Genomic DNA, 15,695 nt, shown 5'->3' with positions numbered 1-15,695 from the left:
CGCTTTTCGCCCCGCACCATACAACAGCGAATCGGCGATCGCAAACCGCGCGACGTCTTTCAGCGCGCTTTCACCGCATACGTGGCCGCCGAACGGCACGTCGACGAGCGCAACAGTGGTATCGTTCGCGGTTGCGCATCGCGCAAGATTCACGGCCTTCCCGGGACGGAGGAAGGCGTACTGCAAACACGTTCGATGAATGAATGCCCGAACCCGCCTCGCCGCTGGCCGCGTAGCCGCAACTCCGCACTGCTGAACGGCACGATCGGCTGGCACGTGATCGTGCTGATCGGCGTGGCTGTCGCCCCGGCCGCGTGGCCATGGTGGCTCGCCGCGATCGGCGCGAATCACGCGCTGTTCACGATCGCCGGACTATTGCCGCGCACCACCCTGCTCGGGCCCAACTGGACCCGCCTGCCCGCGAACCCGCGCAACGCGGATGCAATCGCGCTGACCATCGACGACGGTCCCGATCCCGTCGTCACGCCGCAAGTGCTCGATCTGCTCGATGCGTTCGACGTGCGCGCGACGTTCTTCTGCATCGGCGCGAAGGTCGAGCGTTATCCGCAACTCGCGCGCGAGATCGTCGCGCGTGGGCATGGGCTCGAAAATCACTCGCAGATGCACGTGCATACGTTTTCGGTCGCGTTTCCGCGCGCGTTGACGCGCGAGATCGCCGCCGCGCAACGCACGCTCGAAACCGTCAGCGGCGCGCGGCCGATGTTTTTCCGCGCGCCCGCCGGCCTGCGCAACCTCTTCCTGGAGCCGGTGCTGCGCAAGCTCGACCTGCGTCTCGCGGCCTGGACGCGGCGTGGCTACGATACGCGCGAGCGTGACCCTCACATGGTTGCGCGGCGGCTGCTCGATGGTCTCGCCGCGCGCGACATCCTGTTGCTGCACGATGGCAACGCCGCGCTGACGATCGAAGGCCAGCCGCTGATTCTCGCGGTGCTGCCGAGCGTGATCGAAGCGGCACGCGAGCGCCATCTGCGTTTCGTCACGCTGCGCGAAGCGCGCGCCGATGCGTGACGGTGCGCGTGAAGTGACATCACGCGCACGCAGCGCTACACACGGAAATCCGCCGCCATATCCTCTTCGGTGCGCGCTTCGAGCTTGCCGCCGCGGCACGCTTTGATGAACACGTCGTAGTCGCGCTCGACCTGATCCGCGTAGGCGCTCGCGTAGCCGCTCAGCGCTTCGCCGAACTGATCGCCGCGGCCGATGTACGCGCTGAGCTCGATCGCCTGGCCGCTCGCCTTCGCATGCGCGCGCGCCATGATCCAGCCGCATAGCCGCGCATAGCCGTCGAGCAGATCGCTGTCGAACAGCTCGATATTCGCGGACAGCTTCATATCGCGCAGCTGGCGGAAATAGAAATGCCGCCCGAGCGGCCCGGTCCCCCAGCCGAGGAAGACGTCGCTCGCGGCCTGCAGCAGCCGCTGTCCTTGCACGACGCGCTCGCCCTGATGCTTGACGGCCGGCGACTTGTAGAACTGCGCAATGACCGACGGCCGCGCCTCCTTCAATTGCAGGAACAACGGCTTGCCCATGTGATCGACGAGCAGCACGACCAGACAACGCGTGCCGACGCTGCCGACGCCGACCGCCTTGAACACGACGTCGTGCCTCGTGAAGTGATCCAGCAGTTCGCGCCGATCGTGCGACATCGTCTTGCGGTACTCGTCCCACACCTGCTCGACCATCTTGTCGACGTTGCCGGTCCGGTAGGCTTCGGTTTCCTCGGCCGTCAACAACGTGTTCGCACCATGCACGTGAAACAGCGCGGGCGGCGCATCGTGGATGGTCCAGCGATTGCCGTCGAACGAGGCCATTTTTTCGAGCAGGCTTTCATGCGTGCGGCTCGCGGCCTTCTCCATGCCGCGCCGCACCGCGCGCCGGCGCTCGGGCGTCAGTGCGATCTCGGCCATGCGGTCGAATGTGATGCGGTCGTACCACAGGTCGAGCGCGCCGAACTGCGCGTATTGCGCGACGCGATCGCGATACGAGCCGACCGCGGTCATCACGAGACTCTCGGCGGTGCCGCGGCTCAGGCGCATCTGGCGCGCGGCCACGACGAGGCTCGCGCACAAGCGTTTCAGGTCCCATTCGAACGGGCCGATCGAGACTTCGTCGAAGTCGCTCAGGTCGAAGACCAGTTGCCGCTCGGGCGTTGCGAAGCCGCCGAAATTCATCAGATGGCCGTTGCCGCAGATCGGCATGGTGAGGCCGGTGTCGTGCACCTTGCTCAGATCGTGCGCCTGCAGAATCGCGCTGCCTCGAAAGAACGAGAACGGCGAGGCAGCCATGCGCCCATAGCGCAGCGGCACCAGACTCTCGACGCGCTCCGCGCTGCTTTGTTTCAGCAGCTCGATCGGATCGCGGTGCAACTCGCCGACCGCCCGGTGACTCGAGCGTTTCGAATGCTCGCGCGCGGCGCGGCCGCGCGCTTCCCGTTCGGCAACGGTGCTGGCTTTCATGCTTTCTCTCCGTTTTGCGAGTCTTGAACCGGCGCTGACAGAGACTGCTTGCCGCGCACGGCGTCGTTAACATCGAGGACTGCAGTCGCGATCATAACGGGTCGAAACACACGATGAATCGCCGCCAGTGAGTGCGGCGCTTGCAGCCGTGGCGGCGAGCTTGCAATCCGCTTTGCAACCCGCTTTACAGCCAGCCAGTAGCTCGCGTAGTACGCCGTAGTATTTTGCCAACGCCGGCTCGCGTGGACGCGAAAGCCCATGCAGCCGCGCGCGCACCGCGCGTAGAATCGAGCGCATGCGCCCTACCCTCGTTCCGCAGCGCGAACCCGAGCTGCCGCTGCATACGCCCAGTGTGTCGTCGCTGACGTTGGCGGCGGTCATTGCGCTGATCGCGTGGATGGCGATCCTCGCGCAAGCCGACCTGACGATCGATCGATCGCTCGCGCGCGGGCTCACCGTGTTCGACGCGCTCGCGCGCATGAGCAGCTACCTGACCAATCTGACGGTGCTCGCCAGTGCGCTCTGCTTCACCTGCATCGTGCTGTGGAAGCACCGCTCGCCGCTCGTGCGCTTTTTCCGGCAGCCCACCGTCGTGACCGCGGTGGTCGCGTACATCGTGTTCGTCGGCATCGCGTACAACCTGCTGTTGCGCGGACTGTGGCCGCTGTCGCCCTACCGCCGCCTGCTCAACGAGTCGCTGCACAGCGTGCTGCCGATGCTCGCCGCGCTCTACTGGGTGCTGTTCGTGCCGCGTTTTCATCTGCGGTTGCGCCACGCTCCGCTATGGCTCGTCTATCCGCTCGCCTATCTCGGCATCACGTTCTGGCGCGGCAGCCTGTCGGATTTTTATCCGTATCCGTTCATCGACGTCGAAACGCTCGGGCTGCACCAGGTGCTCGTCAATGCCGCGCTGCTATTCGGCGGTTTTCTGATGCTGCTGGCCGTGTTCGTCGGCATCAATTTCGGGCGCCGACGATGATGTTCCAGCACGTCCCGTTTGGCCGGATGCATGGCGTCCCGTCGCCGGGCGCACTTCTTGCGCCCCTTTCGTCACTGACGCAGGCCCACGCCGCACTGGCACGGCTTGCGCGGCGCCCTTGTGCGAGCGCGTTGCAATTGCAGCGGACCCGCACGTAAATATGACAACAGGAGCGATGCATATGGATACGAATTCAGCGGCAGGCGCGGTAAAGGAAGTCGCGGGCAAGGTGCAAAGCGCGGTCGGCGATGCAGTCGGCGACACCAGCGCGCAGGTGGCGGGCAAGGCGCGCGAATTGAGCGGCAAGGCGCAGCAGTTATGCGCGAATACCACGAGCCTCGTGCGCGATGCGACGGCCGAAAACCCGTTCACGACGCTGGCCGTGGTTGCTCTCGCCGGGTTCGTGATGGGCGCGCTGTGGTCGCGCGGCGGTCGCGACTACGACTGAAGCAGGCACGGCGCCGGATCATAGGCGCCGATCAACAGCGCGAAGCAGTCGCGCCAAAGCGGGCGATCCGCCGCAAGCGGATCGCCCGCCGCTTCACTAGCGGCTCTTCTTCTTGCGGCCGGCGCCCATTTCCAGTTCGATCCACGTCGGCGCGTGGTCGCTGGCATGCGGTTCGCCACGCACCCAACGGTCGACGCCCGCATCGCGCAGGCGCGGCGCGAGGTCGGCGCTCAGCAGCAGATGATCGATGCGCAGCCCCGAATTCGTATCCCAATGACGGCGGAAATAGTCCCAGAACGTGTACACGCGTTCGTCGCCGAAATGCGTGCGCAGCGCATCGGTCCAGCCTTGCGCGAGCAGCCTGCGATAACGCTCGCGGCTCTCCGGCTGCAGCAGCGCGTCCTTTAGCCACGAGCGCGGGTTGTAGATGTCTTCGTCGGTCGGCACAACGTTGAAGTCCCCAGCGATCACGACCGGGTGGCCGCTCTGGTAGAGCTGCGCCGCATGCGCGATCAGATGATCGAACCACGCGAGCTTGTAGTCGAACTTGGGGCCGGGCTGCGGATTGCCGTTCGGCAGGTACAGACACACGATCAGCACGCCGCCGACCGCGGCCTCGATGTAACGGCTATGCGTGTCGTCTTCGAGACCGGGTAGACCGCGCCGACGTTCGAGCGGTGCGTCGCCTTTGGCCAGAATCGCCACACCGTTCCATGCGCTCTGGCCTTGCCACACGGCGCCATAACCGGCGTCGCGCAATGCGTCGACTGGAAATGCGTTATCCACCGCCTTCAGTTCCTGCAGGCAGACGACGTCCGGCGCCTCGCGCTCGAGCCATTGCAATAGCGCCGCCTGCCGCGAGCGGATACCGTTGATGTTGAACGTCGCAATGCGCAGCTTCGCCATGATCAACCTCCCTCGCCTATTGCTCCGCGACGTCGCAATACTCGGTCGCCCGCGAATGCGCGCGGCAATCAGGTGTTATCCCCGATCGGTTTTGCTCATAGCACCGACTCCATTTTGACCCGGTTGGCCCGTTCCAAATTTATCACCCGCAAAGCGGACATTACCCATCCAGTTCAAACCTGTCGACATCCGCAGCGAAGCTACCCGTGAGCCTGACGATCCCCGGATGTCCGCCGCCGCCGATCGATTTGCTGCGAGGCATCCTGGCCGCCTGCCGGGCGCGTTGAGCCCGGAGGTCGATCTCGCATTTCCCCGTTGCAATGTGCAACTTTTGCCCGTGTTTGCGCGGCTCCAGCCGGGCTCCATCCCGATCATTGCGCGTATTGGCCTGCGTTTATTGCACAGATCGGCTTTGCGCTTGCAGCGAGTTTTTAATACCGTGGTAGCTGCAACGGCATTCAAATTGCTGCGCAATAGTTTTGCTTCAGCGCGATGCGTTGGACATCGACGCGTCGTCGGCCTGCATTGACCTTTCAGTGGAGTCAACAGATCGTCATGGCTACGCCTACAGAATGTCAGCATTGCGGGGACACCTCCGCGTCAGAGTCCACCGCCGAGCCCACCAGCACGCCTTCCCAACCGTCGCGACGCCGCTTCCTGCAATCCGCGGCGGCCGCCGCGACGATCGGTGCGGCGCCGCATCTGCGCGCGCAAACGCAAGCGCCGGCGCCCGCCTCACCCGCGCCGCAAAGCAACCCCGTGGTGCCGCCGCGCCCCGTCACGTTGACCGTCAACGGCCGCGCGTACACGCTGCAGCTCGAACCGCGCGTAACGCTGCTCGACGCGTTGCGCGAATACGCGGGACTGATGGGCACGAAGAAAGGCTGCGACCGCGGTCAATGCGGCGCCTGCACGGTGCTCGTCGACGGCCGCCGCATCAACTCGTGTCTGACGCTCGCGGTCATGCATGAAGGCGAGAACATCACGACCGTCGAAGGACTCGCGAGCAACGGCGCGTTGAGTCCGGTGCAGGCCGCGTTCATCGAACACGATGCGTTCCAGTGCGGCTACTGTACGCCCGGGCAGTTGTGCTCGGCGACCGCCCTGCTCAGCGAATTCCGCAACGGCACGGCGAGCACCGTGACCGCCGACGTGCGCGCGCGTCCCGCCGCGCTCACCGACGACGAAATCCGCGAACGCATGAGCGGCAACATCTGCCGCTGCGGCGCGTACGTGAACATTGTCGCCGCGGTCCGCGCCGCGCACGACATCGCCTGACGGAGACCGACATGGATGCGATCTCCTACGAATTCGCCGGCGACGTCGCCAGCGCGGTGCGCGCCGCGCAACAGCCGGGCGCGGTATTCATCGGCGGCGGCACGAATCTGCTCGATCTGATGAAGGGCGGCGTCGCGCGGCCGGTGCGGCTCATCGATATCACGCACATCGGCGGCCTCGACTCGGTGACGACGCTGCCCGGCGGCGGCATCCGCATCGGCGCGCTGGTGCGCAACAGCGACGCGGCCAATCACGCGCTAGTGCGCGAGCAGTACCCGCTGCTGTCGCAAGCGCTGCTCGCGGGCGCGTCGGCGCAGTTGCGCAACATGGCGACGGTCGGCGGCAACCTGCTGCAACGCACCCGCTGCGGCTATTTCTACGACACCGCGTTCACACAGTGCAACAAGCGCCTGCCCGGCAGCGGCTGCGCGGCGCTCGACGGCCATAACCGCGCGCATGCGATCCTCGGCGCGAGCCCGCAATGCATTGCGGTCAACCCGTCGGATATGAGCGTCGCGCTGGCCGCGCTCGATGCGCTGGTGCGCGTGAGCGGTCCCAAGGGCGAGCGCACGATCGCGTTCGCCGATTTCCATCGGCTGCCGGGCGACCGGCCCGATGTCGATACCACCTTGCAGCCCGGCGAGCTGATCACCGCGGTCGATCTGCCGCCGCCGCTCTTCAGCGCGCATTCGCACTATCTGAAGGTGCGTGACCGCGCGAGCTACGCGTTCGCGCTCGTATCGGTCGCGGCCGCGTTGCAGATGGACGGCGAGCGTGTTCAGAGCGCGCGCATCGCGCTCGGCGGTGTCGCGCACAAACCATGGCGCGCGAACGTGGCCGAGCAGATGCTGAGCGGCCAGCCGCTCAGCCAGGCCACGCTGAAGAACGCCGCCGCGGCCGCGTTGAGTGGCGCGCAGCCGCGCCACGACAACGCGTTCAAGGTGCAACTCGCGCAACGCGCGATCGTGCGCGCGGTCAACCAGGCCGCCGGTAAGGCGGGAGGTGTCGCATGAATCTGATCGGACAACCGCTCGATCGCGTCGACGGTCTGCTCAAGGTGACCGGCGACGCGCGTTATGCAGCCGAATTCCCCGGGGCGCGCCTCGCGCATGCGGTGCTCGTGACGAGCACGATCGCGGCCGGCACGATCGCCTCGATCGATGCGAGCCGCGCCGAGGCCGTGCCCGGCGTGCTGCTCGTGATGACCTACCAGAACGCGCCGCGCCTGCCGAATGGCGGCCGGCCCGCGCTCGCGCCGCCGGCCGGCCGGCATCTGTCGCTTCTGCAGGATAACGAAGTGCACTACAGCAACGAGCCGGTCGCGGTGGTCGTCGCCGATACGCTCGAACAGGCGGCCGATGCCGCTCGCCAGCTACGCATCGCCTATCAGCCGGGCGCCGCGGCGCTCGACTTCGAGCAGGCGAAGGCGCACGCGCATGCGCCGGACAAGCCGCAGGGCCGTCAGACCGACACGCAGCGCGGCAGCTTCGAGGACGGCATGCAAAGCGGCGACGTGCATATCGAAGCGACCTATACGACGCCGATCGAGCACCACAACCCGATGGAGCCCCACGCGACGATGGCGCAATGGGACGGCCCGCAGTTGACGGTCTACGACTCGACGCAGGGCGTGAGCGGCGCCGCGCAGGTGCTCTCGAAGACGTTCGCCATCCCTGTGTCCGACGTGCGCGTGATCTCGCCGCTGATCGGCGGCGGCTTCGGTTGCAAGGGCTCGTCGTGGTCGCACGTGTCGCTGTGCGCGATGGCCGCGCGGCAAACCGGGCGGCCCGTCCGCCTCGCGCTCGAACGCCCGCAGATGTTCGGCCCGGTCGGCGCACGTCCGCGCACCGAGCAGCACTTCGTGATCGCCGCGCGGCACGACGGCACCCTGACCGCGATGCGTCACGACAGCATCTCGAACACGTCGATGATCGAAGACTGGACCGAGACCTGCTGCATGGTCACGCGCATGCTGTACGCGGTGCCCAACCAGATAACGACGCACCGGCTCGTGCAACTCAATGTCGGCACGCCGACCTTCATGCGCGCACCCGGAGAAACCACCGGCTCGTTCGCGCTCGAATCGGCGATGGACGAACTCGCCGTCGCGCTGAAGATGGACCCGCTCGCGCTGCGCCTGAAGAACTATGCGGACAGCGATCCGCAGGAGCACAAGCCGTGGTCGGGCAAGTCGCTGCGCGAGTGCTATCAGATCGGCGCCGAGAAGTTCGGCTGGTCGCGCCGCCCGCACGCGCCACGTTCGAGACGCGACGGCAACACGCTGATCGGCATGGGCATGGCGACCGCAACCTATCCGGCCAACCGAAGCGAGGCGTCGGCGCTTGCGCAGATTCTGCCGGACGGCACCGCGATGGTCGCATCGGGCACCCAGGACATCGGCACCGGCACCTACACGGTGATGACCCAGGTCGCCGCCGATGCGCTCGGCTTCACGCCCGAGCAGATCCACTTCGCGCTCGGCGATTCGTCGCTGCCGCGCGCGCCGGTCTCGGGCGGCTCGCAGTCGGCGGCCAGCGTGTCGCCCGCGGTGCGCGACGCGGCGAGCCAGGCGCGCAGCCAGTTGATCGCGCTGGCGCTTGCCGATGCGGCGTCGCCCGTGCATGGCCTGCCGCTCGATGACATCACCGTCGCAAGCGGCTGGGTCGTGAGCCGCTCGCAACCGGGCAAGCGCGATCCGGCCGCGGCGATCATCGCGCGCGCGGGCGGCAAGCCGATCGAGGCGAGCGCGACCGTGAAGCCCGGCGACGAGAAGCAGAAGTACTCGTTCCACTCGTTCGGCGCGGTGTTCGTCGAGGTCCACGTCGATGCCGAGCTCGGCACGATCCGCGTGCCGCGCGTGGTCGCGGTGTACGACGTCGGCCGCGTGCTGAACCAAAAGACCGCGCGCAGCCAGATGATGGGCGGCATCGTATGGGGCATCGGCGCGGCGCTGCAAGAGGAAAGCACGCTCGATGCGCGCTTTGGACGCTTCACGAACGCGAACCTCGCCGAGTATCACGTGCCGGTGAATGCCGATATCGGCACGCTCGACATCACTTTCATCGACCGGCCCGATCCTTATATCAACTCGCTCGGCGTGCGCGGTATCGGCGAGATCGGCATCACGGCTGTGGTAGCCGCGATCGCGAACGCGGTGTACAACGCGACCGGCGTGCGGGTGCGCGATCTGCCGATCACGCTGGACAAGGTGGTGCGGACCTGAACCGGCGGCAGTGCCGGAATTGGAGTGAAAGCGAAAGCGGCGGCCGGCTTGCATATTGCTTGCTTGCCGCTTGCTTCGCGCCCCGTTGCATCGCACAATCGGGGTCATTCCTGTCTACCGGTATCCGCCGATGGCCTACGCCTCGCTCGCCACTGGCGTGTTGCTCGCCGCCGGTTTCGGCTCGCGCTTCGATCCGCACGGGCTGCACAACAAACTGCTCGCACGTATGCCCGACGGCACGCCGGTTGCGCATGAAGCCGCGCATCGGCTGCTGCGGGTCGTGACGCGGGTGCTCGCTGTCGTGCGGCCGGGCTCCGACGCGCTCGCCCGCGCGCTGAACGATGCCGGCTGTGATGTCGTGTTTGCGGCGAGCGCCGAGCGCGGCATGGGCGCGAGCCTCGCCGCCGGTATCGAAGCGAGCGATGACGCCGAGGGCTGGATCGTCGCGCTTGCCGATATGCCGCGCATTGCGGTTCCGACGATCGAAGCGGTAGCCCGCGCGCTCGACAACGGCGCGCCGCTCGTCGCGCCGTTCTACGACGGCCAGCGCGGCCATCCGGTCGGCTTCGGCAGCGAGCATCGCGACGCGCTACTCGCGCTGGACGGCGACACCGGCGCTAAAGCGCTGCTCACGTCACAAGCGCTGACGCGCATCGACGTTGACGATCCCGGCATTCTGCGCGACGTGGACACGCCGGACGATTTGCGCACGCTCTAGCCGGGATCTGACGCGTTTCGATCTCAACCTTGTTGTACTTGAGCCGTCGAGATCGCGACTCACTCCCCGGCTCGTCCCGCGGTGTCTTCCGAATCGGGAAAATGATCGGCGCGGTCGCACGGAGGGACCATCCCCTGAACGTGGGAGGCGGGAGGACAGTGTTCGGAGAATTCGCAAAGTACACAAAAAACGTGCGCTTCAAGGGCCCCTGACAGCGGCGCGCGACAAGCCGGAAAGCCACGGCCGTCACTGGATGGACGGATCGAGAGTTCGATCCGCGGCCTGTCAGGCACGCGCTTTGCGCGCTGGAAGTTTCGCGCGCAAGCCGCGCCAATTGCGCCTAAGCTGAGGTGACGCCACGTTTTTTGCGCACGCGGCGCCTTGACGACCGGTAGCCTCGATACCTCATCCGTCCCGCCTCGAATCCCCATACGCAAGCCCATGAGCGAAACCACTCCACGCCTTTTCATCGTCTCGCCCCATTTCGACGACGCCGTCTTCAGTTGCGGCGCCTTGCTCGCCGCCCATCCCGACGCCGCCGTCTGCACCGTGTTCGCCGCTCCGCCCGAACACGACATGCACACGGAGTGGGACGAAAAAGCGGGCTTCACGAACGCCCATGAAGCGGTCCGCGAACGCACGATCGAAGACAACCGCGCGCTCGAAGTGCTCGACGCGATCCCGCTGCGCATGCCGTTTCGCGACAGCCAGTACGCCGACTCGCCGTCGATCAGCCAGATGGCCGCGGCGCTGGAGGAAACGATTTACCGCACGACCGCGAACACGCTGCTGATGCCGCTTGGCCTGCATCACGACGATCACGCGCGGGTATTCGAAGCGTGCTGCGAGATCCTGCCGCGGCTCACGCATCTGGACTGGTTCGGTTACGAGGAAGCGATTCACCGGCTCACACCGGGCGCGGTGCAGGCGCGGCTCGCCGATCTCGCGCAGCGCGGCATCGTCGCGACGCCGGCAACGCCGAGCGCGGGCCACACGATCGACGTACAGCGCCGCGCGCATCTGAAACGCGAAGCGGTCAACGCGTACGCCAGCCAGTTGCGGGCGTTCGGCGCCGGCAATTACGACGACGTGTTCGCGATCGAGCGCTACTGGCAGCTCAGCGCCGGCCGCAAACGCGCGAAGAAATAGCTAAAAGGAGCGAGCAGGAAGCGCGGCGAGCGCCTACGCTTGAAGACAGATAGACGACGTGGCGGCACACATCGACGGTATCAAGCCGCTTACGCCGGACCCGCGCATTTCAACCGCAGGGTGACGCAATGAGCTACGAAATGCACACCAGCCCGATTCCCGACCCGAACGCCGATCCGAACCGCGACCCGGAAGCCGACCCGCTCGTGCCGCCGTCGCCGGGGCATCATGTCGAGGAGCCGCAGCGGCCTGACGGGCCGCCGGACAAGGATCCGGTGTAAGGGAGCCGCGAGCGGCGCGGTCGCGGCGCGCCGCTCGGCGCAGCGTCAGCACATCAAGTCGCTGAAGCCCTGCAGCAGGCGGTCGATATCGGCCGCGTGAATGTTGCCCATCGTCGAGATGCGGAACAGCTCCGCCGACAGCCCGCCCTGCCCCGCATAGATCACGAAGCCGCGCGCTTTCAGCGCGTCGTGCAGTTGCGGATACGCGATACCGTTGGGCAAGCGGTACGCGCGCAACACCACCGACGACTGCCCGGCCGGCAACACACTGTCGATGCCGCGCGCCGCCAGCCCAGCGCGCACCTGCTCGGCAAGCGCCGCATAGCGCGCGTGACGCGCGCGCCAGCCGCCTTCCTCGGCGAGCTCACGCAACGCCTCGACCAGCGCGTAATACGCGTGCACCGACGGCGTAAACGGCGTGTTGCGCTGATCCTGCAAACGCGCGAGCCGCGCGAGATCGAGGTAGTACGTGCGGCTCGCCGCGCGCGCGAGCGCCGCGCGCCGCACCAGCACGAACGACGCGCCCGGCACGCCATGCAGGCACTTGTTGGCGGTCGCGGCGAGCGCGTCGAGGTTCGCGTCCGCGAAATCGATCGTTTCGGCGCCGAAGCTGCTGACACCGTCCACCAGCAGACGCAGGCCGCGCTCGCGACACAAGGCGCCGAGCGCCGCGATGTCGTTCAGACGGCCCGTGGTCGTTTCGTGATGAATCACCGCGACGTGCGTGAACGACTTGTCGGCGTCGAGACGGTCGGCGATCTTCGCCAGATCGGGTGCGTCCATCCAGTCGTGCTTCAGCGCTTCGTGCGCGATGCCGTATTGCGCGGCGATCTGCGCGATACGCTCGCCGTACACACCGTTTTCGACGACCAGCAGTTTGCCGTTGTGCGGCACCAGCGCGGCCGTCATGCTTTCGACGGCAGCCGTTCCGGAACCGGTCATCAGCACTGCCTGCCATTCGTTCGGGTCGAGCCCGTACACGTCGACGAGACGCGTGCGCGCCTCTTCCTGGAGATCGAAAAACTCGCTCTCGCGATGGCACAGATCCGTCTGCAACAGGCTGTTGCGGACACGTTCGGTGAGCGTCACCGGGCCGGGGTTGAGCAGCAGCATGGGCGCTCCTGTTGGCGTCGGGTTCAGATCGCGCCGATGTGGCGCATCAGGCGCGTCTTCACATCGGGCGGCGTAATGGTCGGGCGCGGCAGGCCGCCGGGCGTGCCGCGGCGGATCGTCAGGCGCGCGAAGCGCGGCCCGTCGAGCGGCGGCGCCGCGAACAGCTCGTCGATGATCGCAGGATCGTCGCTCTCGAGCGCCGACGCGTAACCGCACGCGGCCGCCACGCCCGCGAACGACACCTGCGACGATACCGTCGCCTGGCCACCGGTCGAGTCGTGCGCGCCGTTATCGAGCAGCACGTGCGCGAGGTTCGACGGGCCGTACGCGCCAAGTGTCGCGAACACGCCCATGCGCATCAGTGCGGCGCCGTCACCGTCGAGCGCGACCACGCGCAGATCGGGGCGCGCGAGCGCTAGGCCGAGCGCGAACGGCGTCACGCAGCCCATCGAGCCGACCATGTATAGCTGATTCGCGCGATCGTCGATCGCATAGAGTTCGCGGCCGCAAAAGCCGGTCGACGCGAGCACCACCGTCGAGTCGAGCGGCGTATGCGCGATCACCTTTTGCAGCGCGTCGTGGCGCGTCGCGAGTTCGTCCGCGGCGCTGTCGCGGAACCGCGCGCGAGGCTCGACCGGCGTGCGCCGCCTGGGCGCGCCGCCGTCCTTCAGTTCATACGGCGCAACGCTGCCCTTCTGCATCACGAGCGCGTATGGACGGCCGGTTGCGTCCATGTGCGCGATCGCGCGATCGAGCGCCGGACCGATCGCGTCGGCCTCGGTCGGGAATGTCTCCCACGGAATTTCCATCGTGTCGAGCATCGCCGGCGTGATCGGGCCCATCAGCGCATGCTGCGGCTCGTCGGCAACGCCGGGCTGGCCGCGCCACGTGACGATCAGCAGTTGCGGCAGGCGGAAGGTCCACGTCAGCGACGTCAGCGGGCTGACCGCGTTGCCGAGCCCGGAGTTCTGCATCATCGTGATGCCGCGCCGGCCGTTTTTCGCGCCGAGCGTAACGCCGGCGATCAGCGCGACCGCGTCGCCCTCGTTGGCCGCCGACACGTAGTGCAGCGATTCGTCCTGCAGCACGTAGTTGATGAACGGCGTCAGATAGGAGCACGGCACGCCCGCGTACCAGTCGAAACCGCGCTCGCGCGCCGCCTCGACGAACTGTGCTGCTTCGATCATTGCGCGCCTCCGTGCGCATCGTTCGTCGTCGCCCCGCCGCCGACGGCCGTCGCGAACGGCGCCTGCGCGTGCGCGAAGTCGCCCGCGCGGCGGAAATCGTCGAGATCGTTGACGCCGCGCCAGTGGCCGTGCACGTATTGCACCTCGATCGACTCGCCCGCTTCGATCAACGCGTTCAGCAGCGCGGGCATGTCGAGCGACGCAAAATCGTCGCGCGTCCGCAACTCGCGCATGACCGCCCGCAGGCGCTCGCGACCCGCGCCGCGCACGTTCAGCAGACCCATCCAGCGGCCATGCGGCACTGGGGCGACGCCCGCCGCCGACGACTGCTCCCGCCCGCTCGCGACATGCCGCAGCACGATCTTGTTGCCGAACAGACCGCGGTCGTCGGCGGCCGAGCACCACGCGAAATCGCGCACGCTCGCGTTCTCCGCATCGGTTAGCGACGAATCGACGACCACGTTGAACGCGGCCCCGCTTTCCACCAGATCGCGCAGGATGTAGCTGCGAAACAGCAGGTCGCCGTACGAAATGACCGTGTCGCCGGTCAGGTGGTCGAGTGCGCACGCGAGCGAGGCAAGCTCGCCGGTCTGCGCATGCTGCTCGTTGACCACGAGGCGGATGCCCGCGGTATCGATCGCGTCGGCGCGATAGCCGCCGACCACGGTGATGTCGTTGACGCCCTGCTTCTTGAACGCGTCGACGAGCCAGCGCAGCAGCGGTTTGCCGGCGATCGGCAGCATCACCTTCGGACGGTCCCCGGTCACCGCTTCAAGGCCTTTGCCGCGGCTCGCGGCGAGCACGACGGCCGAGCCGGCCGCGCGGCCGCTCGACAGATAGCGGTCTTCGGCTTCCGAATATTCGTCGGCGTCCTGCAAACGGAAGATTTCGTTGACGGCCGCGATGCTGTCCTCGACGTTGACGAGCGTCTCGCTCGAATGGATTTCCTTCGCGACGGCCTGCATCGCCGAGGTCGCCGCGCGGATCAGATGGTTCGCCCAGATCACGGTGCTGATGCCCGCTTCGCGGAACACCTCGGTCGGCGTGCTGTAGTACTTGGTCGGCACGATCACGAGCGGCGCGCGCCCGGCCCATTCGCGCGCGAATTCGAGAATCTCGTCGGGGCGCGACAGCTTGCTGTGAATCAGGATCGCATCGGCACCAGCTTGCGCGTACGCTTGCGCGCGGCGCAGCGCCTCGTCCATGCCCCAGCCCGCGATCAGCGCCTCGACGCGCGCGACGATCGAGAAATGCTCGTCGTTCTGCGAGTCCTTGCCCGCCTTGATCTTGCCGCAGAATTCGTCGATATCGGCAAGCGGCTGCGCCTCGCCGTTGATGAAGCTGTTGGTCTTCGGAAACTGCTTGTCCTCGATGCACACGCCGGCGATGCCGCGCTGTTCGAGCTTGCGCACGAGGCGGCGCACGTTGTTGAAGTTGCCGTAGCCGGTGTCGCCGTCGAGCAGGATCGGCAGATCGCTCGCGTCGGCCATGAATTCGAGCGTATCGACCACCTGCGTCCAGCTCGCCTCGTTGTTGTCGCGCACGCCGAACTGCGCGGAGATCGCGAGGCCAGAGCCCCAGATCGCATTGAACCCCGCTTCGCGAACGATGCGCGCGGACAGGCCGTTATGCGCCTCCATCATGAATTCGAGTTCGCTGCTGACGAGCATCTGGCGCAGGCGCGCACTGCGGGACTGGGAAACGAAAGCGGGATCGCGTGCATTCACTCTTCGGGACTCCTGGTGGCGGGCTTATTGGCGTTCTTCGATGCCAGGCTGGCAATCGGAAAAGGGCGACTATAGCGGAATTTTTTATGACGAGTCTTTGAAGGTCTCAGCGGTCTTTCGTGGTTGCGCTTAAGTGGAAAAATGTGTTGTTTTTTGCATGCGTGACCATTTAACGGGATTTTTGGATTTGATTGGCGTTTTGTGGAATG

Annotated in this window: 14 protein-coding genes and 1 pseudogene; 10 read left to right on the top strand and 5 right to left on the bottom strand. The window is 66.6% G+C overall.

The features are described from left to right. Nucleotides 1–195: 195 nt before the first annotated feature. Nucleotides 196–1,029 carry a polysaccharide deacetylase family protein gene (locus tag OKW45_RS02590; protein WP_429465725.1) on the top strand — a complete coding sequence of 278 codons (834 nt, stop codon included), beginning with the start codon at nucleotides 196–198 and terminating at the stop codon, nucleotides 1,027–1,029. A gap of 35 nt (nucleotides 1,030–1,064) precedes the next feature. On the opposite strand, the gene OKW45_RS02585 is transcribed toward OKW45_RS02590, so the two are convergent. Then, nucleotides 1,065–2,477 carry a DUF2252 domain-containing protein gene (locus OKW45_RS02585; RefSeq protein ID WP_429465723.1) on the bottom strand — a complete coding sequence of 471 codons (1,413 nt, stop codon included), beginning with the start codon at nucleotides 2,475–2,477 and terminating at the stop codon, nucleotides 1,065–1,067. Between the two features lie 295 nt (nucleotides 2,478–2,772). On the opposite strand from OKW45_RS02585, the gene OKW45_RS02580 reads away from it, so the two are divergent. Together OKW45_RS02580 and OKW45_RS02575 are read left to right on the top strand one after the other, a co-directional pair. Next, nucleotides 2,773–3,456 carry a Pr6Pr family membrane protein gene (locus tag OKW45_RS02580; protein ID WP_429465721.1) on the top strand — a complete coding sequence of 228 codons (684 nt, stop codon included), beginning with the start codon at nucleotides 2,773–2,775 and terminating at the stop codon, nucleotides 3,454–3,456. 181 nt (nucleotides 3,457–3,637) lie between these two features. Next, on the top strand, nucleotides 3,638–3,904 hold the full coding sequence (locus OKW45_RS02575; protein ID WP_018424751.1) for a CsbD family protein: 267 nt from the start codon (nucleotides 3,638–3,640) through the stop codon (nucleotides 3,902–3,904). A gap of 96 nt (nucleotides 3,905–4,000) precedes the next feature. On the opposite strand, the gene xth is transcribed toward OKW45_RS02575, so the two are convergent. Next, nucleotides 4,001–4,810, bottom strand: a complete 810-nt coding sequence (gene xth / locus OKW45_RS02570; protein WP_429465719.1) for an exodeoxyribonuclease III — start codon at nucleotides 4,808–4,810, stop codon at nucleotides 4,001–4,003. Between the two features lie 200 nt (nucleotides 4,811–5,010). Between xth and OKW45_RS02565 the strand changes: the two are divergent. The 7 genes and pseudogenes from OKW45_RS02565 to OKW45_RS02535 all read left to right on the top strand — a co-directional run. Further along, nucleotides 5,011–5,097: pseudogene (locus tag OKW45_RS02565) on the top strand (formate hydrogenlyase); the annotation flags it as partial. Between the two features lie 268 nt (nucleotides 5,098–5,365). Then, nucleotides 5,366–6,088, top strand: a complete 723-nt coding sequence (locus OKW45_RS02560; protein WP_429465717.1) for a (2Fe-2S)-binding protein — start codon at nucleotides 5,366–5,368, stop codon at nucleotides 6,086–6,088. 11 nt (nucleotides 6,089–6,099) lie between these two features. After that, the gene (locus tag OKW45_RS02555; RefSeq protein WP_429465715.1) at nucleotides 6,100–7,101 is read left to right on the top strand and encodes an FAD binding domain-containing protein; all 1,002 of its coding nucleotides are present in this window, start codon (nucleotides 6,100–6,102) and stop codon (nucleotides 7,099–7,101) included. Beyond that, complete coding sequence (locus OKW45_RS02550; RefSeq protein ID WP_429465713.1) at nucleotides 7,098–9,311, top strand: xanthine dehydrogenase family protein molybdopterin-binding subunit; 2,214 nt, start codon at nucleotides 7,098–7,100, stop codon at nucleotides 9,309–9,311. Before OKW45_RS02555 ends, OKW45_RS02550 begins: the two co-directional genes overlap by 4 nt. Before the next feature lie 130 nt (nucleotides 9,312–9,441). After that, a complete protein-coding gene (locus tag OKW45_RS02545) occupies nucleotides 9,442–10,029 on the top strand; it encodes a nucleotidyltransferase family protein (protein ID WP_429465711.1) in 588 nt (195 codons plus the stop codon). A gap of 441 nt (nucleotides 10,030–10,470) precedes the next feature. Continuing rightward, nucleotides 10,471–11,178, top strand: a complete 708-nt coding sequence (locus OKW45_RS02540; protein ID WP_018424745.1) for a PIG-L deacetylase family protein — start codon at nucleotides 10,471–10,473, stop codon at nucleotides 11,176–11,178. Between the two features lie 128 nt (nucleotides 11,179–11,306). Beyond that, nucleotides 11,307–11,459 carry a hypothetical protein gene (locus OKW45_RS02535; RefSeq protein ID WP_018424744.1) on the top strand — a complete coding sequence of 51 codons (153 nt, stop codon included), beginning with the start codon at nucleotides 11,307–11,309 and terminating at the stop codon, nucleotides 11,457–11,459. A 45-nt stretch (nucleotides 11,460–11,504) separates the two neighbouring features. Here the strand turns inward: OKW45_RS02535 and OKW45_RS02530 are convergent, their stop codons facing one another. Genes OKW45_RS02530 through aepX form a run of 3 tightly spaced genes read right to left on the bottom strand, consistent with a single transcriptional unit; the run spans nucleotide 11,505 to nucleotide 15,486 of the window. Further along, on the bottom strand, nucleotides 11,505–12,572 hold the full coding sequence (locus tag OKW45_RS02530; RefSeq protein WP_429465709.1) for a 2-aminoethylphosphonate aminotransferase: 1,068 nt from the start codon (nucleotides 12,570–12,572) through the stop codon (nucleotides 11,505–11,507). A gap of 23 nt (nucleotides 12,573–12,595) precedes the next feature. Further along, the gene (aepY, locus tag OKW45_RS02525) at nucleotides 12,596–13,759 is read right to left on the bottom strand and encodes a phosphonopyruvate decarboxylase (RefSeq protein WP_429465707.1); all 1,164 of its coding nucleotides are present in this window, start codon (nucleotides 13,757–13,759) and stop codon (nucleotides 12,596–12,598) included. Next, nucleotides 13,756–15,486: a phosphoenolpyruvate mutase gene (gene aepX, locus OKW45_RS02520; RefSeq protein ID WP_429465705.1), complete on the bottom strand. Its 1,731-nt coding sequence runs from the start codon at nucleotides 15,484–15,486 to the stop codon at nucleotides 13,756–13,758. Before aepX ends, aepY begins: the two co-directional genes overlap by 4 nt. Between the last annotated feature and the right edge of the window lie 209 nt (nucleotides 15,487–15,695).

The organism is Paraburkholderia lebeckiae (assembly GCF_050436225.1).
Classification (GTDB): Bacteria; Pseudomonadota; Gammaproteobacteria; order Burkholderiales; family Burkholderiaceae; genus Paraburkholderia; species Paraburkholderia tuberum.
Note: the sequence above shows the minus strand (reverse complement) of the source record. Positions and strands in the feature narration are given on the sequence as shown.

Excerpts from the sequence above, each read along its gene's own strand:
- OKW45_RS02590 (WP_429465725.1), top strand. The coding sequence starts at position 196 with ATGAATGAATGCCCGAACCCGCCTCGCCGCTGGCCGCGTAGCCGCAAC.
- OKW45_RS02585 (WP_429465723.1), bottom strand. The coding sequence starts at position 2,477 with ATGAAAGCCAGCACCGTTGCCGAACGGGAAGCGCGCGGCCGCGCCGCG.
- OKW45_RS02580 (WP_429465721.1), top strand. The coding sequence starts at position 2,773 with ATGCGCCCTACCCTCGTTCCGCAGCGCGAACCCGAGCTGCCGCTGCAT.
- OKW45_RS02575 (WP_018424751.1), top strand. The coding sequence starts at position 3,638 with ATGGATACGAATTCAGCGGCAGGCGCGGTAAAGGAAGTCGCGGGCAAG.
- xth (WP_429465719.1), bottom strand. The coding sequence starts at position 4,810 with ATGGCGAAGCTGCGCATTGCGACGTTCAACATCAACGGTATCCGCTCG.
- OKW45_RS02560 (WP_429465717.1), top strand. The coding sequence starts at position 5,366 with ATGGCTACGCCTACAGAATGTCAGCATTGCGGGGACACCTCCGCGTCA.
- OKW45_RS02555 (WP_429465715.1), top strand. The coding sequence starts at position 6,100 with ATGGATGCGATCTCCTACGAATTCGCCGGCGACGTCGCCAGCGCGGTG.
- OKW45_RS02550 (WP_429465713.1), top strand. The coding sequence starts at position 7,098 with ATGAATCTGATCGGACAACCGCTCGATCGCGTCGACGGTCTGCTCAAG.
- OKW45_RS02545 (WP_429465711.1), top strand. The coding sequence starts at position 9,442 with ATGGCCTACGCCTCGCTCGCCACTGGCGTGTTGCTCGCCGCCGGTTTC.
- OKW45_RS02540 (WP_018424745.1), top strand. The coding sequence starts at position 10,471 with ATGAGCGAAACCACTCCACGCCTTTTCATCGTCTCGCCCCATTTCGAC.
- OKW45_RS02535 (WP_018424744.1), top strand. The coding sequence starts at position 11,307 with ATGAGCTACGAAATGCACACCAGCCCGATTCCCGACCCGAACGCCGAT.
- OKW45_RS02530 (WP_429465709.1), bottom strand. The coding sequence starts at position 12,572 with ATGCTGCTGCTCAACCCCGGCCCGGTGACGCTCACCGAACGTGTCCGC.
- aepY (WP_429465707.1), bottom strand. The coding sequence starts at position 13,759 with ATGATCGAAGCAGCACAGTTCGTCGAGGCGGCGCGCGAGCGCGGTTTC.